Origin of the sequence: Allobosea psychrotolerans, from assembly GCF_002917105.1 — a bacterium.
GTDB classification, from domain to species: Bacteria; Pseudomonadota; Alphaproteobacteria; order Rhizobiales; family Beijerinckiaceae; genus Allobosea; species Allobosea psychrotolerans.
The window spans coordinates 45,170-66,119 of the sequence record NZ_PQFZ01000015.1 but is presented as its reverse complement, the minus strand read 5'-3'; the positions used below and the strand labels follow the sequence as shown (position 1 = coordinate 66,119).

The following is a 20,950-nucleotide window of genomic DNA, read 5'->3' as shown; positions in this document are numbered from 1 at the left end:
CTTGGCTCCCTGATCCGCTCGGCGGTGCCCGGTGATCGTCGCCGATTGACAGGGCGCCATAATGCGGCATAGCGTTTTTGAAACGACGTTTCAAAAATAACTTTGGGAGGAAACATGCAAGCTCTTTTTTCGCGTCGCGCCGTCCTTGCAGGTGCTGCCGCCGCGACGGCGCTGAGCGCCGCCCCCCGCCGCTTGCGGGCGGCCGAGGCCGCTACCATCACCATGGCGATCCAGTACGGATACGCCTATCTGCCGGTCACGGTGGCCGAGAAGCTCGGCCTCTTCGCCAAGCAAGGCGCAGCCGCGGGGCTGCCCGGCCTCACCGTCAAGATCCAGAAGATCAGCGGTGCTCCGGCGATCAACGACGCTTTGATCAGCGGCTCCGTCGACATAGGTGCCTATGGGCTGCCAGGCATGCTGATCGCTGCCGAAAAGACGCGCGGCTCGATGGACATCCGCGGCCTCGCCGCCCTCGTCGCCGGCGACAACGGGCTCTACACCAACAAAGCCGAGATCAAGACGCTCGCCGACTTCAAGCCGACCGACAAGATCGCCGTGACCTCTACGACGGGCCAGCAAGGACTGCTCGTGCGCATGGCGGCCGAGAAAGCCTTCGGCGAGGGCCAGTCGCGTCGTCTCGACACGATGATGATCCAGCTGCCGCATCCTGACGCAACCTCGGCACTGATCACGGGCGGGACGATCAGCGCTTATGCCGCGCCGCACCCCTATAGCGACATCGTCGAAAAGAGCCCGAATGTGAAGCGGCTGTTCTTCTTCTCCGATTATCTCGGCGAGCGCGTGACCAGCGGCCTCCTCGCCAGCAAGCGCGCTTTCGTCGAGGCCAATCCGCAGGTGGCCAAGGCTGTCGTCGCCGCGATCGACGAAGCCGGGGCCTACATCAAGGCCAACCCGCGCAAGGCGGCCGAGATCTTCCTCGAGTCCGAGAAATCCTCACTCGCCCTCGGCGAAACCGAGACAATGCTGACGAGCGTCTCGGAGGAATGGGGCGTTCAGCCGAAGGGCGTGATGCGCTTTGGAACCTTCATGGCAAAGGCCGGCTTGCTGAAGGCAGCGCCGGCGAAGTGGCAGGACACGTTCTTCACTCCCGTCGCGGCAGGCCAGGGCAGCTGACATTCTCTGCAGATGCCACACCGGCAAGCCCGGGCGACCTGCCCGGCCATGATCGCCTGGCTCTGCGCGAGAACGAGGAGGACGTCACGCTCTGGCGCTTCGCAAAAAGGGAGCGGCAAGCCGGAAACGGTGCGCATCAATCCGGTACTCTGGTGCAATGACGGCGATGTCATTCGTGAAATGGCGTTGTCTGGATTGGGTGTCATCCTTCGATCGGAATAGGACGTCGCACCTTATCTGGCCGCCGGGTCGTTGGTGCCGCTGCTCCCGGGCTGGTCTGCGCCCGACGCGCCGGTCGTCGCGTTGCTGGGGCCGCGCGCAACCATCGGGCGGCGCGCACGCGCAACGTCCTGAAGGGTCTTCGCAGTTCGCTTAGCCCTGTTCTGTGGAGACGTCCCTGATCGCGGCGATTGTCAGTCCTGACGCTTGCCCGAAGGTTGAGGCCTCCCCCGGGGCGGTGTCGATCGCCTGCCTGCATAGGCTGCACTCGCGTCCTTAAGCTCGGCGAGTGGTCGGCAGGTTGCCGTCCCGCGACAGGCCGGATTGGCGCTTGCTCAAGCTGCGCCGCATGCGAAGGCTTTGCGGGACGCAGACGTTGCGAGACGATCAGCTTTGAAAGACGAGGCATAGCGTCGCCGTGATTGTCCGGCAAGTTCCGCCCTCCGATTGGCGCACCCGCCGCGCGAGGTGCTCAATCGAACAGGCATCAACAACGCCGGATCGAAAGAAAAATTCAACACTCTACGCTACAAATCTCGAAACGACGACGCCAAAAGGCATATGTAATGGCTGTGTTAACTAATAAATTACCATACGGCCTGCACAAATCCAGTATAAAAGTAAAGTTTTATGCTGCTTTTTCCGGTCTGTTAATCCTGATTCTGATGCTGGTCGCGGTTTCGATTTATTCGGTCCGCGAACAATCCGCCTATCACAGGCAACTTGACGTTTCGGCACAGGCTGCCGCCAACGTCGAAAAGGTCAACGGCCTGATCTTCGCCGTCGTCATGGAATCGCGCGGCATCTACATGTCGAGCGATATGGCGACCGTGAGGCGCTATGGCGACGCGCTCCTGCAGCGAAACCGCGAACTGGCCGAGGTCATGGATCAATGGCAGCGCATCGTTCGCGATGACGATACGGAACTCTTCGCAGCCTTCAAGACCCGTGTCTCCGAGTTCATCGGGTTCCGCGCGGAGCTCGTGCGGCGCGCCAACACCATCGGCCAGGCGGCGGGTCGCGAATGGGGAGACAACGAGGCGAACCGCCAGGTGCGCATGGCACTGAACGAGGATCTCGCGGCACTGGCTACGGTCTACTTCAAGCGCGCCCACGCCATCGCCAAGCTGGGAGAGCAGGTCGAGTTCACGACCATATTGCTGGTGATCCTCGGCATCGGCGCCATCGCCCTGACCTGGCTGACAGCCTCTCTGTTCAAGGCCTCGGTGATCGAGCCGCTGCTCGCCATCACATGGGCAACCGACAGCATTGCCTCCGGCAAGACTCTGGCAGCGATCCCGTACGCCGGCAGAAAAGATGAAATCGGCAAGCTCGCTTTGGCTGTCCAGCAACTGCAGAGCACGACCGAGCGAATCCGTGAGCTCCAGAAGAGCGAACTGGCGACATCACGGGAACGCGATCACCTCGAGGAGAACAAGGTCCATCTCATCGCGGCGATCAACAATATGGCCCAGGGCCTGATCATGCTCGATGTGCACGCGAACGTCATTCTCATGAACGAATCCTACCGAAAGATGTATAATCTGCCGAAAGAGATCATGGCTTCGAGCTGCAATCTTCGCGACATACTGCGATACCGCGCCGAATCCGGCCTGTTTTCCGGAGACAGCAAAACCTACGTCAGAACGATCCTGACCCGGATCGCGCTCGGCCAACCGTCCGTAAGCCATGTCGAATTGAAGGACGGCCGCAAGATCCGCGTGTTCGAGCAGCCGACGCCCGATGGCGGCTGGGTTGCGACCCATGAGGACTTCACCAAGCAGCAGCATCTTCAGCAGACGCTGGAGCGCATGGAGCGCTTGTTTGGAACGATCGTCGAGAATGTGCACGAGGCCATCCTGGCCAAGGACGCGCTCAGCCACCGCTATCTGCTGGTCAACCGGGCCGCGGAAACCCTGTTCGGGCTGTCGCGCGCCGACATTGTCGGACGAACGGCAAGGGACGTCTTCGGCGAGGAGACCGCCGAGGCGATCGAGGGCAGCAGCAAGGCCCCGCCGGTCAAGGCTACCACGGTCGCGATCCGGAGGATCACGACGCCCGGCAATGGCGAGCGTATCGCGGCAATCCGGCATCTTCCCGCTTCGGATGGTGAAGACGGAGCGCAGTACCTGATCAGCCTGATCGAAGACCGGACCGAACAGGCAGCCGCGATACCCCGGCTGCGAACAGGCTGAGCGGCTGCGGACGTTGCGATCACCGCGGGCTGCATGCTGCGGGATTTGAGAACGATGTACATTGCGCCGCCGTGGCGGCAGACTTCAGCCGTGACGATGAGCCTCGGCTTGCCGACATAGGCCGACACGTGCCGAAAAGCGCCGAAGCAGAGAGACGCATGCCGGTCGAACGCGAGATCTTCGGGCACCTGCCGGACGGCACCGCCATCGAGCGCGTCACGCTGAGGCGGGATGGCGGGCTGACGGCGCGCATCATCAGCTATGGCGCCGCGCTCCAGGCGCTGCTGGTGGCCGACAGCGCAGGGGCGATCGACGACGTCGTTCTCGGCTTCGACGCGCTTGAGCCCTATACCCGCCCGGGCTGCTATTTCGGCATGACGGTCGGGCGCTACGCCAACCGCATTGCGGGCGGTAGCTTCGTGATCGACGGGGCACAGGTTTCGCTTGCCCGCAACAATGGCCCCAACGCGCTGCATGGCGGCGTCAACGGCTTCAGCCGCAAGGCGTGGAGGATCGTCGGCGCAGAGGATGGCCCGGTTCCGGCGCTGACGCTGACCTGCCGCAGCCCCGATGGCGAGGAAGGTTACCCCGGCACGGTCGAGACGCAGGTGCGCTATAGCCTGCCGGCTCCAAGCGAACTCCTGCTCGACATCATCGCAACGAGCGATCGGGCGACGGTGGTCAACCTGACCAATCACAGCTTCTTCAATCTCGACGGCACCGCGGCTGGCGATATCCTGCAGCATCGCCTGCAGATCGCCGCCGATCGTTTCCTTGCGGTGGACGAAACCGCGATCCCGCTGCAGGAGCCGCCGCGAGACGTCACTGGCACGCCGTTCGATTTCCGCCAGCCGCATCCGATCGGCGCCCGCATCCGGCACCCCGACGAACAGCTGCGGCGCGGCCGCGGCTACGACCATAATTTCTGCCTGGCTCCTGCGGATGGCTTGCCGACGGACGACTTACGTTTGGCCGCTCGCGTCGAGGCGCCCCGCTCCGGGCGGATCATGGAGCTCCATACCAACCAGCCCGGCCTCCAGCTCTACTCCGGCAATTTTCTCGACGGCAGCGTGGCGGGAAAGCATGGCAGGCTCCACCGCCAGGCCGACGCCTTTTGCCTGGAGCCGCAGATCTGGCCCGACGCACCAAACCGTCCGGATTTCCCATCGGCCAGGCTGATACCGGGCGCGCTCTACCGGCATCGCACGCTCTATCGCTTCACGGCCTGAGCGGCTCCCGCAGGTCGCTGACCATTAGTAAGATAGTATGACTATTTACAGCTTCAAACGGCCCCGCTAGAACAAGGCAGCGCACGCAGAGGCGCCTCGATTGATAACGTTCCGGGAGAAGCTCATGCGCCGTCTTTCATCCATGACCACGCTGCTTGCCGCGACCATGCTGGCCGGCGGTCTCAATGCCGCCAGCGCAGCCTGCCCGGCGGCTGCCGGCTGAGCGCCTTCGGCCTGATCATGCTCGCGGTCGTCCTGACCGGCGGCAGCCTGCGCCTGTTTCAGACCTGCATCAATTTCGACGGCACGTTGTCGAGCTGGTGGACCAAGATCGTCACCGGGGTCCTGCTGTTTGCCTTCATCGCGTTCCAGCAGGCGACGCTGGCGCTGGCCCGCCGCTCCGTGCGGGGCACTGCGGCAAGAGGAACCACGCCATGAAACCCGGAATCGTCGCGGTTCCCGAGCGGCGGGAGCACTCCAACCACGCCGAGGTGGCGCGGATGATCGCGATCGACATCATCGCCGGCCGCGCCAAGGAAGGCTCCAAGCTCGCCGGCGATGCCGAGCTGATGCTGCGCTTCGGCGTCTCGCGCCCCGTGCTGCGCGAAAGCGTCAAGACGCTCGTCGCCAAGGGCCTGCTTACCACCAAGGCGCGGGTCGGCACGGTGGTGCGCGAGCGCGCCGCCTGGAACATGTTCGACAGCGACCTGCTCGCCTGGCATCTTCAGGCCGGCATAGACCGCCGCTTCCTGGACGATCTCGCCGAAATCCGGCTGGCGGTCGAGCCTCGTGCGGCGGCCCTGGCCGCCGAGCGCAGAACCGAGGCCGATCTGGCCGCGATGCAGCGCGAGCCGTCCGATTCCGTGGCCTTCGCCAATGCCGATCTCGCGCTCCATGTCGCCGTCGCAAATGCCTCGGGCAATCCGTTCATGCGCTCGGTCGGCGGCGTCATCGACGTTGCACTGCGGGCGTCCTTCCTGCTGAGCGCGCCGGTCGAGGAACCCGAGCGCGACATCGTCATCATGACGCATCGGAAGATCGTCGACGCTATCGCTGCCCGCGACGTCGAGGGTGCAGCCGAGGCCATGGTGGGGGTCATCTTCAACGGATTGCGCCGCCACGGCGCGGCGCGCAGCGAACCCTCCGAGCGGCTCCCCGGGTCGCATCGTCTCATCGCCCCTTCCCGCCTTCTCCCAGACAAGGATTGAGCACCGCCATGCCTGCAGCGACCAGACCCTATCGCGGCGTCTTCCCCGTCGTGCCGACCATCTTCCACGATGACGGCACGCTCGATCCCGAGGGCCAGCGCCGCTGCCTGGACTTCATGATCGAGGCCGGCTCGGACGGGCTGTGCATCCTTGCGAACTTCTCCGAGCAGTTCGTGCTGACCGATGCCGAGCGCGACATGGTGATGGATCTGGCGCTCGACCATGTCGCGGGCCGGGTGCCGGTCATCGTGACGACGACGCATTTCGGCAGCGCGGTCTGCGCCGAGCGTTCGCGCCGCGCACAGGACAAAGGCGCGGCCATGGTGATGATCATGCCGCCCTATCATGGCGCGACCTTCCGGGTCGGCGAGGCGGCGATCGAAGCCTTCTTCCGTCGCGTCTCGGATGCGATCTCGATCCCGATCATGATCCAGGACGCGCCGGTGGCCGGCACGCCGCTCTCGCCCGCCTTCCTGGCGAAGCTCGCCCGCGAGATCGAGAACGTCTCCTATTTCAAGATCGAGGTCGCCCAGGCCGCGGCCAAGCTGCGCACGCTGCTCGAACTCGGCAGCGAGACGATCGAAGGCCCCTGGGACGGCGAGGAGGCGATCACGCTGATGGCCGATCTCGATGCGGGCGCGACCGGCGCGATGACCGGCGGAGGCTATCCCGACGGCATCCGCCAGATCGTCGATCCCTACTTCGCCGGGCGCCGCAATGAGGCCATGGCCGCCTATGCGCGCTGGCTGCCGCTGATCAATTACGAGAACCGCCAGACCGGCCTGTCGGCGGCGAAGATCCTGATGAAGGAGGGCGGGATCATCGGCTCGGCCGCCTTGCGCCATCCGCTCGAACTGCCTCATCCCAAGACGCAGGCCGGGCTGATCGAGATCGCCAAAAGCCTCGACGCCGCGGTTCTGCGCTGGAGCAAATGAGCATGCTGCGCCTCGCCATCGTCGGATTGGGCAAGATCGCCCGCGACCAGCATTTGCCCGCGGTGGCGGGCCTGCCCGAGATCGCGATCGCGGCCGTCGTCAGCCGCAATGCGCGGCTGGACGGCGTGCCCTGTTTCGAGACCCTCGAGGCGCTGTTTGCCTCCGATGTCGCGGTCGATGCGGTGGCGCTGTGCACGCCGCCGCAGGTGCGGCGAGCCCAGGCGGCGCTGGCCCTGGCGGCCGGCAAGCATGTCATGCTGGAGAAGCCGCCCGGCGCGACCGTCAGCGAGCTTGCTCCGCTGATCGCCATGGCGCGCGACAAGGGCCTGACGCTCTTTGCCACCTGGCATTCCCGCTTTGCGCCGGCGGTCGAGCCGGCCCGCGCCTTCCTCGCGGCGAACCGGCCCTTGTCGGTCAAGATCGACTGGCGCGAGGATGTGCGGGTCTGGCATCCCGGTCAGGACTGGATCTTCGAGGCCGGCGGGCTCGGCGTGTTCGATCCCGGGATCAACGCGCTGTCGATCCTGACCCGCATCCTGCCGCGCCCGGTCTTTCTGCAGGGTGCCGGGCTCGCCTTCCCCGCCAATCGCGCGGTGCCGATCGCAGCCGAGCTCGATCTTGCCGACGAGGCCGGCTTGCCGATCCGGGCGGAATTCGATTTCCTGCAGGCAGGATCGCAAAGCTGGGACATGCGCATCGAGACGGAAGGCGGAACGCTGATGCTGTCAGCCGGAGGCGCGAAGCTCGACCATGACGGCCGCCCGCTCGTCGACGAGCCGGAGGCGGAGTATCCGGCGCTCTACCGCCGCCTCATTGATCTTGTCGGCAGGCGCGAGAGCGATGTCGATCTGGCGCCCCTGCAACTCGTGGCCGACGCGTTCCTGCTCGGGCAGCGTCGCAGCATGGAGGCGTTCACATGGTGAGCGCGACGCCGGCCGCCCTGCCCGCTCCCGTGCTGCTCGGAGAAACACGCTGCCATCTCGGCGAAGGGCCCGCCTATGACGCTGCGACCGACGCGGCGTTCTGGTTCGACATTCTGGAGCGCAAGCTGTTCGAGGCTGATCTGGGAACCGGCGGCGTGACCTGCCACGATCTCCCGCTGATGGCCTCGGCGCTGGCCATGGTCGATGACGAGCGCCAGATCGTCTCGACCGAGAGCGGGCTGCATCTGCGTTCACGCCGGGACGGCGCCATGACGCCGTTTCGCGCCGTCGAGGCGGATGACCACGCGACACGCTCCAATGATGCGCGCGCGCATCCCGGCGGGGCGTTCTGGTTCAGCATGATGAGCAAGAGCGCCAAGGCCGGCGCCGCCTCGATCTATGCGCTGTCGGGTGGCGAGGTCGTGCTGCTGTTTTCCGGGCTGACGATCCCCAACGCGATCTGCTTCTCGGCCGACGGCCGGCAAGGGTTTTTCGCCGACACGGCGCAGAACGAACTTTACCGCGTGGCGCTCGACCCCGTGACGGGGCTGCCGCGCGAGGCGCCCTCCTCGCTTGCCCTGTCCGACGACGGCAAAGGGCTCGACGGCGCCGTGATCGATCGCGAGGGACTGATCTGGATCGCCCGCTGGGGCGGGGCGCGCATCGATGTCCTCACCGATCAGGGCGAGACCGTCCGCAGCCTGGCCGTGCCGGCACGCCAGCCGAGCTGCCCGGTCTTCGTCGGGCGGGCCTTCGACCGCCTGCTGGTCACCAGCGCCTGGGAGGGACAGGATGAAGCAGCCCGCGCCGCCGATCCGCTGGGTGGCGCGACATTCCTGTTCAGCCCCGGCGCGGTCGGAAAGGCGGAGCCGCGGGTCAGGCTGGGAGCGCACTGACAGTCTCATCTCAACCAAGACCGCTTGCAGGCGGCGATGAACGTTCAGCCGAATAGTCAACCAAGCAAATATTCTACCAAGGGAGAAAACGATGACATCCGGGATCACCAAGCTTCTATCCGCTCTCGCGCTGGGCGCGCTTGCCTTTGCCGGGCCGGCGCTGGCGCAATCCAAGCCCACCGTCGGCATCGCCATGCCGACGAAATCATCCGCCCGCTGGATCGCCGATGGCGACAACATCGTGAAGGTGCTGAAGGAACGCGGCTACAATACCGATCTGCAATATGCCGAGGACGAGATCCCCAACCAGCTCTCGCAGATCGAGAACATGGTCACCAAGGGGGCGAAGGTCCTGGTGATCGCCGCCATCGACGGCACCACCTTGTCCGACATCCTGCAGCAGGCGGCCGCCGCCGGCACCAAGGTGATCGCCTATGACCGCCTGATCCGGAACTCACCGAATGTCGATTATTATGCGACCTTCGACAACTTCAAAGTCGGGGTCCTGCAGGCGCAGACGCTGGTGAAGGGCCTTGGCCTGCCGGAGGCGAAGGGGCCGTTCAACATCGAGCTCTTCGGCGGCTCGCCGGACGACAACAACGCGTATTTCTTCTATGACGGTGCGATGTCGGTGCTGAAGCCCTTCATCGACTCCAAGCAGCTCGTGGTGGCGAGCGGCCAGATGGGCATGGACAAGGTCTCGACCCTGCGCTGGGACGGCGCAACCGCCCAGGCGCGCATGGATAACCTGCTCAGCGCCTTCTACAACAACAAGCGCATCGACGCCGTGCTCTCGCCCTATGACGGCATCTCGATCGGCATCCTGTCGTCGCTGAAGGGCGTCGGCTACGGTTCGGGCTCGATGAAGATGCCGCTGGTTTCGGGCCAGGACGCGGAGGTTCCCTCGGTCAAGTCGATCCTCGCCGGCGAACAGTATTCGACCATCTTCAAGGACACCCGCGAGCTCGCCAAGGTCACCGCCGACATGGTCGATGCCATGCTCAGCGGCAAGGAGGTGCCGGTCAACGACACCAAGACCTACAGCAATGGCCGCAAGACCGTGCCGTCCTACCTGCTCACCCCGGTCGCGGTCGACAAGTCGAACTGGGAAGCGATCCTGATCGCCTCGGGCTACTACAAGGCCGGGCAGATCAAGTAACGCCGCCCCTCGCGCGCGGCCCCGCCCAAGAGCAGGATGCGAAAAAGTGGGAACCGGTTTTTCGCATAGATCCTGCTCTCACTTTTGAATGAGAGACGGATTCAGATGTCAGATGGCATCACTTGGTGATCCCATCTGACATCATCCGGCTCTAGGCGGGGCCGTCGATCCATCCGGTCGCGGAGCAGATCAAATGAATCCGATCCTGGCCATGCGCGGCATCAGCAAGGCCTTCGCGGGCGTCAAGGCCCTGAGCGACGTCTCGTTCTCGGTCGAACCCGGCGAAATCCACGCCGTCGTAGGCGAGAACGGCGCCGGCAAATCGACCCTGATGAAGGTGCTGAGCGGCGTCTACCCGCACGGCTCCTATGACGGGGCCATCGTCTTCGATGGCGAGGAGCGGCGCTTCCGCGACATCACCGAATCCGAGGCGCTCGGCATCATCATCATCCATCAGGAGCTGGCGCTGATCCCGCTCCTCTCCATCGCCGAGAACATCTATCTGGCCAACCCGCCCACGCGGTTCGGGGTGATCGACCAGGGAGCGGTCTATCGCGGCGCCCTGGCGCTGCTGGCCAAGGTCGGCCTGAACGAGGCGCCCGACACCCGTGTCATCGATCTCGGCGTCGGCAAGCAGCAGCTCGTCGAGATCGCCAAGGCGCTGTCCAAGGATGTCCGGCTGCTGATCCTGGACGAGCCGACCGCGAGCCTCAACGAGCGCGACAGCGAGGCGCTGCTCGATCTCCTGGTCGAGCTGCGGGCGCAGGGCATCTCCTCGATCCTGATCTCGCACAAGCTCAACGAGGTCGCGCGCGTCGCCGACCATATCACCGTGCTGCGCGACGGGCGCACCGTCGACACGCTCGACTGCCGCGCCGGCCCGGTCGAGGAGGACCGCATCATCCGCAGCATGGTCGATCGCGATCTCGAGCATCGCTATCCCAAGCGCGAGCCCAAGATTGGCCAAGAGAAGATAGGCCAAGAGAAGATCGGCGAGGTGATCTTCGAGGTCGAGGACTGGACGGTGTTCCACCCGCAGGATCCCGGGCGGCGCGTGATCAAGGGCGTGGATTTCCAGGTCCGGCGCGGCGAGATCGTCGGCATCGCCGGGTTGATGGGCGCAGGCCGGACCGAATTCGCGATGAGCGTGTTTGGCCGCTCCTATGGGCGCCATATCAGCGGCCGCGCCAGGCTGGAGGGTCGCGAGGTCGATCTCTCCACCGTGCGGCGCGCCGTCACTGCCGGGCTCGCCTATGTCACCGAAGACCGCAAGGAGCTCGGGCTGATCCTGGCCGAGGACATCCGCAAGAACATGACGCTGGCCAACCTGCCGGCGGTGGCTCCAGGCGGCGTCATCGACGACATGGCCGAGCTCAAGGTGGCGACGGGCTATCGCTCGCGCATGGGCATCCGCAGCGCCAGCGTCTACCAGGAGACCGGCCAGCTTTCGGGCGGCAACCAGCAGAAGGTCGTGCTGTCGAAATGGCTCTTCACCGAGCCCAAGGTGCTGATCCTGGACGAGCCGACACGCGGCATCGACATCGGCGCCAAATATGAAATCTACTGCATCATCAACCAGCTGGCGGATTCCGGACGCGGCGTCATCGTGATCTCGTCGGAAATGCCGGAACTGCTGGGCATCTGCGACCGCATCTGCGTGATGAACGAGGGCGCCTTCGTCGGCGAATTCTCCGCGCAGGATGCAAGCCAGGAAAAAATCATGCGCGCCATCATGCGCAACGGGGAGGCCAGAGCATGAGCGGCGAAACCTTGAGCGGCAAGACCTCAAGCGAAGCACCGGCGCGTCCGGCCGGCAACCACCTCAAGACGGGCCTGCGCGACTACGGCATGCTGATGTCGCTGGTGGCGATCATGCTGTTCTTCCAGGTCGTGACCGGGGGCACGCTGCTGCGGCCGCTGAACCTGACCAATCTCGTGCTTCAGAACAGCTTCATCGTCATCATGGCTCTGGGGATGCTGCTCGTCATCGTCACCGGCCATATCGACCTGTCGGTCGGTTCGGTGGCGGGCGCGGTCGGCGCGGTCGCCGCCGTGCTGATGGTGCGCTACGAGATGCATTTCGTGCCCGCCGCGCTGATCTGCCTGGCGCTGGGCGCGCTGATCGGCGCGGCGCAAGGCTATTGGGTCGCCTATTTCAAGATCCCCTCCTTCATCGTGACGCTTGCCGGCATGCTCGTCTTCAAGGGGCTGGCGCTGGCGATCCTGCAGGGCCAGTCGCTGGGGCCGTTCCCGGCGACCTTCCAGAAGCTGTCCTCGGGCTTCATCCCCGAGCTGATGCCCGAGGCAGGCGCGCTCTACCCGACCTCGCTGGCGATCGGGGCCGCGCTCGCGATCCTGCTCGTGGTGCTCAATCTCAAGAGCCGCATGCGCCAGCAGAGCCATTGCATCCCGCTCGAGCCGCAGGGTTTCTTCATCGCCAAGAACCTCGCCTTCGCCGCGATCATCCTCTACGCGACCTATCTCATCGCCTCCTATCGCGGCCTGCCGAACGTGCTCGTGGTGATGGGGGTGCTGATCGCGCTCTATGCCTTCGTGACGACGCGCACCAGCATCGGCCGGCAGATCTATGCGGTCGGCGGCAATGCGCGCGCCGCCAAGCTTTCGGGCGTGCGCACGGAATGGCTGACCTTCCTGACCTTCGTGAATATGGGCGTTCTCGCAGCGCTCGCCGGCCTCGTCTTCGCGGCCCGGCTCAACACGGCGACCCCGAAGGCGGGGCTGGGCTTCGAGCTCGACGTGATCGCCGCCTGCTTCATCGGCGGCGCCTCGGCCTATGGCGGGGTCGGGCGCGTCTCGGGAGCGGTGATCGGCGCGCTGATCATGGGCGTGATGAACAACGGCATGTCGATCCTGGGCATCGGTATCGACTATCAGCAGGTGATCAAGGGCCTCGTCCTGCTGGGTGCGGTCTGCCTCGACGTCTACAATCAGAAGCGCTGAGCGCCTGTCTCGCCATCAAGATCCATCATGAGCCTTGCGACCGGGCCGCCTGGGCTGCGGCAACAACGGCTCTATCAGGGCGTATTCCTCATCGGATACATCACGTGTAGAGCGCTCGCGCGCACTATCATATCGGTCCCGGCCGGCGTCGTTCGAAGGCATGGACTTCCTCAGCGCTAGTGGCCGGTCAGCTGCCGCAAATGCTGCCAGAATCGAGCTTTCGGCATGTCTTTAGAACGCCAAGCACCGGTGCGCCGGACCACGCCGCCACCCGAAAGCGTCGTTGCAAGCTGGTACGAGAATGCCAGCCTGCTCGACAGCTACAGCATCGATCTGAGTTCGTCGAAACAGGACAGCATGCGCGTGCTGGCGACCCGGACGGTCGGCGATCAACCGGCGTGGATCAAGGCACTGGTCGCGGTGCGCGACGCCATGGTGACGCCCTTCGGCGTCAAAACCTCCGGCGAGGTCCGAGCGTCCAGAGCCGACACCGAACGCGTGGACTTCTTCCCGGTGCAATGGGAAGGCCAGGACGAAATTGTGCTGGGTGAGGATGATCGGCACCTGGACTTCCGACTGTCGCTGCTCCGTCGCAAGTCTCCAGCCGGCACGCAGCTCATCGCGACAACCGTCGTGCACACTCACAATGCCTTGGGCTTCACCTATCTCAACCTGATCAGGCCGTTTCATCACCTCGTCGTCAGGGCCAACCTGGCGCAGTTTGTACGGGCACAAGCTTAGGTGGCCACGAAGATCCTGATGTCAGCTCCCCTCGAAGCGGACGCCGGCTCAGGAGAAAAAGCGTTTTAGAACAAAGAGCTTGAGCGGTTTTCGATCACATTGATTCAAACGCTGCTGCAGAGCGTTTTCGAGCGAAACGGGCGTCGGCTCGCGTGAAGAAAGCGCATTGAAACAAGGAGATAGAGCAGTTTCCGATCAAACTGATTCAGAAACGACTCTAGTCGGACACGCCCTCGCGTCCGGTGATCGCCATGCAGGTCGCGGTCAGCATGGCGCAGAGCTTGGGGGGGCCGCCCGAGATCGCGAAGACCTCGGCCATGGCGAGCGTCAAGGTGCGCCCGGCCTTGATCACCTTGCCCTTGGCAAGCAGGCGCTCGCCGGCGGCAGGCGCCAGCAGGTTGATCTTGAACTCGGCCGTCAGCACGCCCACCCCCGCCGGCATCGTCGTCAAAGCCGCATAGCCTGCGGCGGAATCGGCGATGCTCGCGACCGCACCGGCATGGACGAAGCCGTGCTGCTGGGTCAGATGCGCCGAGACCGGCAAGTCGATCTCGATCTCGCCGGGGCGCACATGCAGCAGCCGCGCCCCGAGCGTGGTCATGAAGGCCTGTTTGGCAAAGCTGTCGGCGATACGCCGGGTGGTGTCCTCCTGTAGAGGCGAGGCATCCGGCATCGACAGTTCTTCCTAAGCAGCCGCGACAGCCGCATCCTCATAACGCGAAACATGCGCCGCTGCCGCACGCAGATCGGCAAGCCCCGCTTCGGCAGAAACGCAATGCTCGGCGAGATGGCGGCGGAACAGGCGCGCACCGCGCTGGCCGGGGAACAGCCCAACCAGATGGCGCGTGAAGGCGTGCAATCGCCCGCCCCGCTCGAGATGGCCCGCGATATGCGGCTCCAGCGCCTCCAGCATCGCGAAGGCGTCCGCGACCGGCGCCGCCTCGCCGAAGAGCAACGGATCGACCTGGAGCAGGATCTCGGGGTTCTGATAGGCCTCGCGGCCGATCATGACGCCATCGAGACGGGCGAGATGGCCGCTCCATTCCTCCGGCGCGCGGATGCCGCCATTGATGGTGACGACGAGGTCGGGATTGTTGTCCTTCAGCCTGTAGGCGCGCTCATAGTCGAGCGGCGGCACCTCGCGGTTCTCCTTCGGCGACAGCCCCTGGAGCCAGGCCTTGCGGGCGTGGACGGTCAAGGCGTCGACGCCGGCCGCGCGCACCGCTGCGGTCAGCGCATCGAGCGCCGCTTCCGGATCCTGATCATCGACGCCGATGCGGCATTTCACCGTCACCGGGATGGCGACGGCGGCCTTCATCGCCGCGACGCAATCGCCCACGAGGCCGGGCTCGCGCATCAGGCAGGCCCCGAAGGCGCCGCCCTGGACGCGGTCCGAGGGGCAGCCGCAATTCAGGTTGATCTCGTCATAGCCGAAATCGGCGCCGATCCGCGCCGCCTGCGCCAGCAGGACGGGGTCATTGCCGCCGAGCTGGAGCGCGACGGGATGCTCGAAATCGTCGAAACCGATCAGGCGCTGGCGATCGCCCCGGATCACGGCCTGCGCCGTCACCATCTCGGTATAGAGCCGGGCGCGCCGCGACATCAGGCGATGGATGATGCGGCAATGCCGATCAGTCCAGTCCATCATCGGCGCGACGGAGAATCTATAGAGTTGATGGTCCTGCATTGTTCTCTTGCAAGTCAGCGCATAGGCGGCGTTCGCGTGCCATCGGGGCCGGGCGCCGGGTTGATCATGGTGAGGCTCCGCACACGTCGCGCATCGCGCGCCTGACGACATGCGGGGCCCTCGTCGCCCCTCATATCGACGACATGAGCGCCCTCGGCAAGGCTCCTCTGCTTTCCAAGGCCGCTACACTTGAATTTCTCAAGCGGCAGCTCGGAAAGTGCAATATGGCGTCCCTCGATCGCGAGCGGCTCATTCGCTTCGGTCGCGACCGTGCGGCGCAGGGTGCAGGCCCAGTACCCCTCGGCATCGATATCGGGACAAAGCTGGGTACGACCGATGATCTTGTCATCGAAAATGGCAAAAGCGTCACTGGCCTGGTCGTGGGCGTCCGTGGATTCCTCGGGATCGGCGAGGGCTATGTCGTCCTCGCCCCTTCGACGGCAGTGTTGAACCCGAAGGACGGCGCAAGGCGCGCATTCGTCGACACGAACAGGGATACGCTGAAAGCTGCACCGAAACTCGAGTACAGAAGACGAAGGCCTGATATCAGGCTTTGGCAGATGCGGGGTGGCACGATCCGTGCCGCCCCTTTTTTGGTCACGTAGCGATCCAGCGAACCGAGCCGCCTATCGCGGGAGGCGCTGGCCCTTGCGATCGTCCTTGGCATCGACGCCAAGCCCCAATCCTCTGCCAGCCTCAGTCTCGCCGCTGGCGCCGCCCAGATCGAACCCGGGACGATCAACTTTCTTCTCGGAAGCTTTTGGCTTCTTATCGGCCTTCTCGTTCGTAGAATTCTTGGGAATGGTCGTCATCGCGCACTCCTTGTCTGCTCGAGGATCATCAATCGCGCTTTGGTCGTTGGTTCGAAGGCGTATCCTTATACTCGTCGATCTGATTACTCTTGCCATCCAGGCTTTGCCCGGGTTGCCGCTGCGCCTTGTCTCGATTGCTGAGGATGTCGTTCTTTCGGACTTTCTCGTCTTCGAGTTCGACCATGGCTCCTGAGCCATCGTTTTGTCCTGCCGGCATGGTGACCTCCTTTTCCGTTGCGAGAAGCACGCATAGGAGTTCAACGCGCGGCGTTCGGGAAAGCTCCCCTTACGGGCCCAGCTCATCCTTGCAGCGCCTCGAGCGGCTTCGCCGCTTAGATCATTCGGCGTGACCTGGTTGGGATTGCTGTATTCTGCAACGCCGCTGAACTTCCGCTGCGCGCCGACGTTTGCCTTCAGAGACAGGTGCCCAAGCACCTGTCCATTGAGATCGGGCACGCCAGATGGTGCAAACAGGCGACAGACAGGCAACGCTCTACCGCATGGTGACGGACGAGCATGTCTGCCCGTTCGGGCTGAAGTCGCTCGACCTGCTCGCCCGTGAGGGGTTTGTCATCGACGATCATCTCCTTCGATCGCGGCCGGAGATCGATGCCTTCAAGGCCGAGCAAGATGTGAAGACCACGCCGCAGACTTTCATCGCAGGCGAGCGGATCGGCGGCTACGATGATCTGCGCAGGCATCTGGGCAAACCGGTCGCGGATGCCGAGGAGGTCAGCTATCAGCCGGTCGTGGCCGTCTTCGTGATGGCTGCGTTGATGGCGGCGGCGACGAACTGGGCCTCTTCGGGCGACATCATCTCCGCTCGCGGCATCGAGTGGTTCATCTCGTTCGCCATGTGCATCCTGGCGATCCTGAAGCTGCAGGACGTCGAGCGCTTCTCCAACATGTTCCTGGGCTACGACCTGCTGGCGCAGCGTGTCGTGCGCTACGCCTATGTCTATCCGTTCGCAGAGGCGCTGGCCGGCATCCTGATGATCGCCGGCGCGCTGCTCTGGCTCGCGATCCCGGTCGCGCTCGTCATTGGCCTCGTCGGCGCGGTGTCCGTTGTCAAGGCCGTCTACATCGACAAGCGCGAGATCAAATGCGCCTGCGTCGGCGGCGACAGCAAGGTTCCCCTCGGCTTCGTCTCACTGACCGAGAACCTGATGATGGTCGCGATGGCCATCTGGATGCTGGCCCGCTGACCATCTGGCCGATCTGCCGCGCTGTCACTCAACCAAGGAATTCTCGATGAGCTACGTCCGCTTCGGCGCGATGATCGCCGTATCAACCATCGTCATGTTCGGCCTGATGTACCTGAACACCTACGAGTTCGATCATATCTTCTTCAGCCAGACACGGGCCTGGATGGCGCTGCTCATGGGCGCAACGATGGCCGTGCTGATGCTGGGCTTCATGCAGAAAATGTATGGCAGCAAGAAAGCCAATGTCGCGATCGTCGTCGCCAGCGTCGCGGTCTTCGCGCTGGCGCTCTGGCTGGTGCGCAGCCAGACGACCGTCGATGACGTTTCCTACATGAGGGCGATGATTCCGCACCACTCCATCGCGATCATGACCAGCGGGCGCGCACGTATCGTCGATCCACGCGTGCGCAAGCTCGCGGATGAAATTATCGCCGCCCAGGTCCGGGAAATCGCCGAGATGAAGCAGCTGATCACCGACCTACAGGCTAAGGCCAGATAAGTAGGCAGGCCGCCTGGGCCGCGCAAAACGGCGAAGTGGATTTCGCCGCTTCGCCGCTGGATCGTCGTGATGCCGACTGCTTGGCGCGATCGGCGTCCTCGCTCAAGCCTTGGCCAGCGAGAAGGCGACGAAGCGCTGCCCTTCAGCCGTCTTGAGCCTCAGCAGCACGGCCTTCTTGCCCTCGTGCTGGGCGCTGGCGATCCCGGCCTTGACCTCGGCGGGCGCATTCACCGCCTTGCCCGCGACCTCGAGGATGACGTCGCCCGAGGACACGCCCTTGCTCGCGGCGGGGCCGTCGGGATCGACGTTGACGATCGCAACGCCTTGATCGCCCGCGCCCTTCAACTCCTGGATGGGCGCGAGTTTCACCCCGAGGATCGCCGGAGCTTCGGACGTGTCGGCGGTGGGATTGGCGCTTTCGCCCTTCTGGACGGCGAGCGTGATCGGCAGCGTCTCTTCCTTGCCACCACGAATGAGGGCGATCTCTGCCTTGTCGCCGGGCTTGAGCGCGCCGACCCGTCGCGTCAGGTCACGGCCGTCCTTCACCGGCTGGCCATTCAGCTTAGTGATGACATCACCTGACCGGACACCGGCTTCAGCGGCAGGCGTGCCGGGCTGCGCCTCGGCGACGAGGGCACCGGCCGTCGACTTCAGGTCGAGGCTGTCGGCAATGTCCTGCGTCACCGGCTGGATCTGCACCCCTAGATAGCGGCGCTCGACCGCGCCGGTGTGCTCCAGCGAGTCGACGACGCTGGTCACGGTGCCTGCCGGGATCGCGAATGCGAGGCCGACGCTGCCCCCCGACGGCGAAAAGATCGCGGTGTTGACGCCGACGACCTCGCCCTTGAGGTTGAAGGTCGGGCCGCCCGAGTTGCCCTTGTTGATTGGCGCGTCGATCTGCAGGAAATCGTCGTAGGGGCCGGCGCCGATATCGCGGCCACGTGCTGAGACGATGCCTGACGTCACCGTCCCGCCGAGCCCGAAGGGATTGCCGATCGCGACGACCCAGTCGCCGACCTTGGGGGCCTCCTTGGCCAGTGCGACGAACGGGTAGTCGCCGGCTTCATTGACCTTGAGCAAGGCAAGATCGGTCTTGGGATCGGTGCCGATCACCCTGGCGTCGAGGGTCTTGCCGTCGTCCATCGTGACCGTGACGGTCTTGGCGTGCTCGACGACATGGTTGTTGGTGACGACATAGCCATCGCCGGTGATGAAGAAGCCCGAGCCCTGGGCCATACCGAATTTCGGCTTCTGCTGGGGTGTGCCACCGTCCTCGCCGAAGCGCTTGAACAGTTCGCGCAGTTGCGGCGGCAGGTTGTTCATCTGGCCCGACATGTCAGAGCCGGTGTCGGCCGCGCTCTCGATCTTGACCCGGACCGACACGACAGCCGGCTTCACCCGCTCGACCACCGTCGAGAACGAGGGCACCGCCTGCGCCTGCAGGTCGGAGGTGACGACCGCGCCGGCCCGCGCCGGGGTCGCATTGGATAGCAGAGCGCTGCCGGCCGCACCGGAGGCGACGAGGGCGATGGCGGCGACCGAGGCGAGCATGCGCTTGCGGCTCTTGCCGGCGGGAACGGTGGAAACCTTGGACATGGCGATTCTCCGATGAGCATCGGGCCATCGTGCGGTGGCCCATGAGTTCATTCTTACGCCGCGCAAGATGCCCGCCTGCTGGCCGCGGGGTTAACGAATGACCATGTTAGCCGCTCGGACTGCGGCTGCGTCAGCCTTCAGGGACAGTCCGAGACGCGTCTGACGACTGCCTTCAGGCTCAAGCCCTGCACGACGATGGTGAAGACGACCGCGGCGTAGGTCGCGGCCAGCAGGATTGGCTTTTCCGCGACGCTGGGCAGCGACAACGCCAACGCGATCGATATGCCGCCCCGCAAACCGCCCCATGTCAGGACGGGGATGGTGCCTCTCACGAAGGCGATACGCGAGCGAAGGGCCATGACGGGGATCGAAACCGCCAGGAAGCGCGCCAGCAGAACGAGTGGAATGACCGAGATGGCCGGCCACAGGAAGCTCCGGTCGAAGCTGAGCACCAGCACCTCCAGGCCGATCAGCAGAAACAGGACCGAGTTCAGAACCTCGTCGACGAGCGTCCAGAACGAAAACAGATATCGCTGTGTCTCGTCGCTCATTGCATCACGCGGCCCGCGATTGCCGAGCAGGATGCCTGCGACCACCACGGCGATCGGGCCGCTCATGTGAAGTCTCGACGCCAGCGCATAGGCGCCCATGACGAGCGCCAGCGAGATCAGCGTCTCGATGGGGTAGTCGTCGATCGCGCGCGTGGCGCGGTAGGCGACGTAGCCGGAGACCAGGCCAAGGATCGCGCCTCCGAGCGCCTCGTAGAGGAAGAGCCTGGCGACCTCGCCGATTTCGACAGCGCCACCGCTCTGGCCGGTGGCGATCGCGACGACTACGGTGAAGATCACCACGCCGACCCCGTCATTGAAAAGCGATTCCCCCGCCATGTCGGCTTCGAGCGTCTTGGGGACGCTGACCGATTTGAGGGTGCTCAGGACCGCGACCGGATCGGTCGGGCTGATCAGCGCGCCGAAGACCAGAGACCACGCAAAGGGGACGGCCGCGCCGAGCAGAGCCGACAGCCACCAGAAGCCGAAGCCGATCACCCCCGTCGAGATCAGCACCCCGACGGTCGCCATCAGTCCGACGGCCCAGGCTCTGCTCTTCAGCACCGCCAGATTGACGTGGAGTGCACCGGCGAACAGCAGGAAGGCCAACATGCCGTTGAGGACGGCCTCCTGAAAGTCGATCTGCCGGAGGAGGCGCCGCAGATCCTCATAGAGCGAGACGTCGGGCAAGGCGATCTCGATCCCGATGAGGATCAGCGAGGACACAAGGCCCATCACCAACAAGCCGATCGCATGCGGCAGGCCGATCAGAACATGGTTGAGCCAACCGAATACCGCCGTCAGCACGAGCAGGATGGCGATGAGGTCGAAGGCAGACAACATGGGCGTTTTATACCTGGGCTCTGCACGGGCGATGGTCGGCCCGATGGACGCAGCATCGCCGCGCGGACCGGCTCCTCGCGTCATCGCGCACGGCAGGTGGCAAGGCAACCAGGTTGGCGCTGGGGCGTTCCAGAAAGTGATCTTTGACCGCCAACCTGGA

General features: G+C 64.6%; 20 protein-coding genes and 1 pseudogene. 15 read left to right on the top strand and 6 right to left on the bottom strand.

The window, feature by feature from the left end:
• Positions 1-114: 114 nt before the first annotated feature.
• The 12 genes and pseudogenes from CYD53_RS21625 (at position 115) to CYD53_RS21570 (ending at position 13,600) form a co-directional block, all read left to right on the top strand.
• A complete protein-coding gene (locus CYD53_RS21625; RefSeq protein WP_103720164.1) occupies positions 115-1,134 on the top strand; it encodes an ABC transporter substrate-binding protein in 1,020 nt (339 codons plus the stop codon).
• A 641-nt stretch (positions 1,135-1,775) separates the two neighbouring features.
• On the top strand, positions 1,776-3,548 hold the full coding sequence (locus CYD53_RS21620; RefSeq protein WP_146055966.1) for a PAS-domain containing protein: 1,773 nt from the start codon (positions 1,776-1,778) through the stop codon (positions 3,546-3,548).
• A gap of 158 nt (positions 3,549-3,706) precedes the next feature.
• Positions 3,707-4,777 (top strand): aldose epimerase family protein, encoded by a 1,071-nt coding sequence (locus CYD53_RS21615; RefSeq protein WP_103720162.1) that lies wholly within the window; start codon positions 3,707-3,709, stop codon positions 4,775-4,777.
• A 282-nt stretch (positions 4,778-5,059) separates the two neighbouring features.
• A pseudogene (locus CYD53_RS21610) lies at positions 5,060-5,215 on the top strand (sugar ABC transporter permease YjfF); the annotation flags it as partial.
• A complete protein-coding gene (locus tag CYD53_RS21605) occupies positions 5,212-5,985 on the top strand; it encodes a FadR/GntR family transcriptional regulator (RefSeq protein WP_103720161.1) in 774 nt (257 codons plus the stop codon). The pseudogene CYD53_RS21610 and the gene CYD53_RS21605, both read left to right, overlap by 4 nt.
• Positions 5,986-5,993: 8 nt before the next feature.
• Positions 5,994-6,920, top strand: coding sequence for a dihydrodipicolinate synthase family protein (locus CYD53_RS21600; RefSeq protein ID WP_103720160.1), 927 nt, complete (start codon positions 5,994-5,996; stop codon positions 6,918-6,920).
• A complete protein-coding gene (locus CYD53_RS21595) occupies positions 6,917-7,843 on the top strand; it encodes a Gfo/Idh/MocA family protein (protein WP_103720159.1) in 927 nt (308 codons plus the stop codon). Before CYD53_RS21600 ends, CYD53_RS21595 begins: the two co-directional genes overlap by 4 nt.
• Complete coding sequence (locus tag CYD53_RS21590; RefSeq protein WP_103720158.1) at positions 7,837-8,739, top strand: SMP-30/gluconolactonase/LRE family protein; 903 nt, start codon at positions 7,837-7,839, stop codon at positions 8,737-8,739. The genes CYD53_RS21595 and CYD53_RS21590 overlap by 7 nt, the downstream gene beginning before the upstream one ends.
• 91 nt (positions 8,740-8,830) lie before the next feature.
• Positions 8,831-9,898, top strand: a complete 1,068-nt coding sequence (gene chvE / locus CYD53_RS21585) for a multiple monosaccharide ABC transporter substrate-binding protein (protein WP_103720157.1) — start codon at positions 8,831-8,833, stop codon at positions 9,896-9,898.
• A 193-nt stretch (positions 9,899-10,091) separates the two neighbouring features.
• The gene (mmsA, locus tag CYD53_RS21580; RefSeq protein WP_103720156.1) at positions 10,092-11,657 is read left to right on the top strand and encodes a multiple monosaccharide ABC transporter ATP-binding protein; all 1,566 of its coding nucleotides are present in this window, start codon (positions 10,092-10,094) and stop codon (positions 11,655-11,657) included.
• 11 nt (positions 11,658-11,668) lie between these two features.
• Complete coding sequence (gene mmsB / locus CYD53_RS21575; protein ID WP_425428332.1) at positions 11,669-12,859, top strand: multiple monosaccharide ABC transporter permease; 1,191 nt, start codon at positions 11,669-11,671, stop codon at positions 12,857-12,859.
• Positions 12,860-13,084: 225 nt separating this feature from the next.
• A complete protein-coding gene (locus CYD53_RS21570) occupies positions 13,085-13,600 on the top strand; it encodes a DUF2867 domain-containing protein (RefSeq protein WP_103720154.1) in 516 nt (171 codons plus the stop codon).
• A 217-nt stretch (positions 13,601-13,817) separates the two neighbouring features.
• Here the strand turns inward: CYD53_RS21570 and CYD53_RS21565 are convergent, their stop codons facing one another.
• Positions 13,818-14,273: a PaaI family thioesterase gene (locus CYD53_RS21565; protein ID WP_103720153.1), complete on the bottom strand. Its 456-nt coding sequence runs from the start codon at positions 14,271-14,273 to the stop codon at positions 13,818-13,820.
• Positions 14,274-14,285: 12 nt separating this feature from the next.
• Positions 14,286-15,287, bottom strand: coding sequence for a tRNA dihydrouridine(20/20a) synthase DusA (gene dusA, locus CYD53_RS21560; RefSeq protein WP_103720152.1), 1,002 nt, complete (start codon positions 15,285-15,287; stop codon positions 14,286-14,288).
• A gap of 143 nt (positions 15,288-15,430) precedes the next feature.
• Here dusA and CYD53_RS21555 point away from each other — a divergent pair, with 143 nt between their 5' ends.
• On the top strand, positions 15,431-15,892 hold the full coding sequence (locus CYD53_RS21555) for a PRC-barrel domain-containing protein (RefSeq protein ID WP_146055965.1): 462 nt from the start codon (positions 15,431-15,433) through the stop codon (positions 15,890-15,892).
• Between the two features lie 21 nt (positions 15,893-15,913).
• On the opposite strand, the gene CYD53_RS21550 is transcribed toward CYD53_RS21555, so the two are convergent.
• On the bottom strand, positions 15,914-16,099 hold the full coding sequence (locus CYD53_RS21550) for a hypothetical protein (protein WP_103720150.1): 186 nt from the start codon (positions 16,097-16,099) through the stop codon (positions 15,914-15,916).
• A gap of 28 nt (positions 16,100-16,127) precedes the next feature.
• Positions 16,128-16,316, bottom strand: coding sequence for a hypothetical protein (locus tag CYD53_RS21545; protein WP_103720149.1), 189 nt, complete (start codon positions 16,314-16,316; stop codon positions 16,128-16,130).
• Between the two features lie 244 nt (positions 16,317-16,560).
• On the opposite strand from CYD53_RS21545, the gene CYD53_RS29990 reads away from it, so the two are divergent.
• Complete coding sequence (locus CYD53_RS29990; RefSeq protein ID WP_146055964.1) at positions 16,561-17,304, top strand: glutaredoxin family protein; 744 nt, start codon at positions 16,561-16,563, stop codon at positions 17,302-17,304.
• A 46-nt stretch (positions 17,305-17,350) separates the two neighbouring features.
• Entirely contained in the window at positions 17,351-17,803 is a 453-nt protein-coding gene (locus CYD53_RS21530) for a DUF305 domain-containing protein (RefSeq protein ID WP_103720147.1), read from the top strand.
• 102 nt (positions 17,804-17,905) lie between these two features.
• Here the strand turns inward: CYD53_RS21530 and CYD53_RS21525 are convergent, their stop codons facing one another.
• Both CYD53_RS21525 and CYD53_RS21520 read right to left on the bottom strand, forming a co-directional pair.
• A complete protein-coding gene (locus CYD53_RS21525; RefSeq protein ID WP_103720146.1) occupies positions 17,906-19,399 on the bottom strand; it encodes a Do family serine endopeptidase in 1,494 nt (497 codons plus the stop codon).
• A gap of 137 nt (positions 19,400-19,536) precedes the next feature.
• On the bottom strand, positions 19,537-20,790 hold the full coding sequence (locus tag CYD53_RS21520; protein ID WP_181011970.1) for a cation:proton antiporter: 1,254 nt from the start codon (positions 20,788-20,790) through the stop codon (positions 19,537-19,539).
• Positions 20,791-20,950 lie beyond the last annotated feature (160 nt).

What these genes read in the sequence shown, in the direction of transcription:
- CYD53_RS21625 (WP_103720164.1), top strand. Translation starts at nt 115, where the DNA reads ATGCAAGCTCTTTTTTCGCGTCGCGCCGTCCTTGCAGGTGCTGCCGCC.
- CYD53_RS21615 (WP_103720162.1), top strand. Translation starts at nt 3,707, where the DNA reads ATGCCGGTCGAACGCGAGATCTTCGGGCACCTGCCGGACGGCACCGCC.
- CYD53_RS21605 (WP_103720161.1), top strand. Translation starts at nt 5,212, where the DNA reads ATGAAACCCGGAATCGTCGCGGTTCCCGAGCGGCGGGAGCACTCCAAC.
- CYD53_RS21600 (WP_103720160.1), top strand. Translation starts at nt 5,994, where the DNA reads ATGCCTGCAGCGACCAGACCCTATCGCGGCGTCTTCCCCGTCGTGCCG.
- CYD53_RS21595 (WP_103720159.1), top strand. Translation starts at nt 6,917, where the DNA reads ATGAGCATGCTGCGCCTCGCCATCGTCGGATTGGGCAAGATCGCCCGC.
- CYD53_RS21590 (WP_103720158.1), top strand. Translation starts at nt 7,837, where the DNA reads ATGGTGAGCGCGACGCCGGCCGCCCTGCCCGCTCCCGTGCTGCTCGGA.
- chvE (WP_103720157.1), top strand. Translation starts at nt 8,831, where the DNA reads ATGACATCCGGGATCACCAAGCTTCTATCCGCTCTCGCGCTGGGCGCG.
- mmsA (WP_103720156.1), top strand. Translation starts at nt 10,092, where the DNA reads ATGAATCCGATCCTGGCCATGCGCGGCATCAGCAAGGCCTTCGCGGGC.
- CYD53_RS21570 (WP_103720154.1), top strand. Translation starts at nt 13,085, where the DNA reads ATGTCTTTAGAACGCCAAGCACCGGTGCGCCGGACCACGCCGCCACCC.
- CYD53_RS21565 (WP_103720153.1), bottom strand. Translation starts at nt 14,273, where the DNA reads ATGCCGGATGCCTCGCCTCTACAGGAGGACACCACCCGGCGTATCGCC.
- dusA (WP_103720152.1), bottom strand. Translation starts at nt 15,287, where the DNA reads ATGCAGGACCATCAACTCTATAGATTCTCCGTCGCGCCGATGATGGAC.
- CYD53_RS21555 (WP_146055965.1), top strand. Translation starts at nt 15,431, where the DNA reads ATGAGCGCCCTCGGCAAGGCTCCTCTGCTTTCCAAGGCCGCTACACTT.
- CYD53_RS21550 (WP_103720150.1), bottom strand. Translation starts at nt 16,099, where the DNA reads ATGACGACCATTCCCAAGAATTCTACGAACGAGAAGGCCGATAAGAAG.
- CYD53_RS21545 (WP_103720149.1), bottom strand. Translation starts at nt 16,316, where the DNA reads ATGCCGGCAGGACAAAACGATGGCTCAGGAGCCATGGTCGAACTCGAA.
- CYD53_RS29990 (WP_146055964.1), top strand. Translation starts at nt 16,561, where the DNA reads ATGGTGCAAACAGGCGACAGACAGGCAACGCTCTACCGCATGGTGACG.
- CYD53_RS21530 (WP_103720147.1), top strand. Translation starts at nt 17,351, where the DNA reads ATGAGCTACGTCCGCTTCGGCGCGATGATCGCCGTATCAACCATCGTC.
- CYD53_RS21525 (WP_103720146.1), bottom strand. Translation starts at nt 19,399, where the DNA reads ATGTCCAAGGTTTCCACCGTTCCCGCCGGCAAGAGCCGCAAGCGCATG.
- CYD53_RS21520 (WP_181011970.1), bottom strand. Translation starts at nt 20,790, where the DNA reads ATGTTGTCTGCCTTCGACCTCATCGCCATCCTGCTCGTGCTGACGGCG.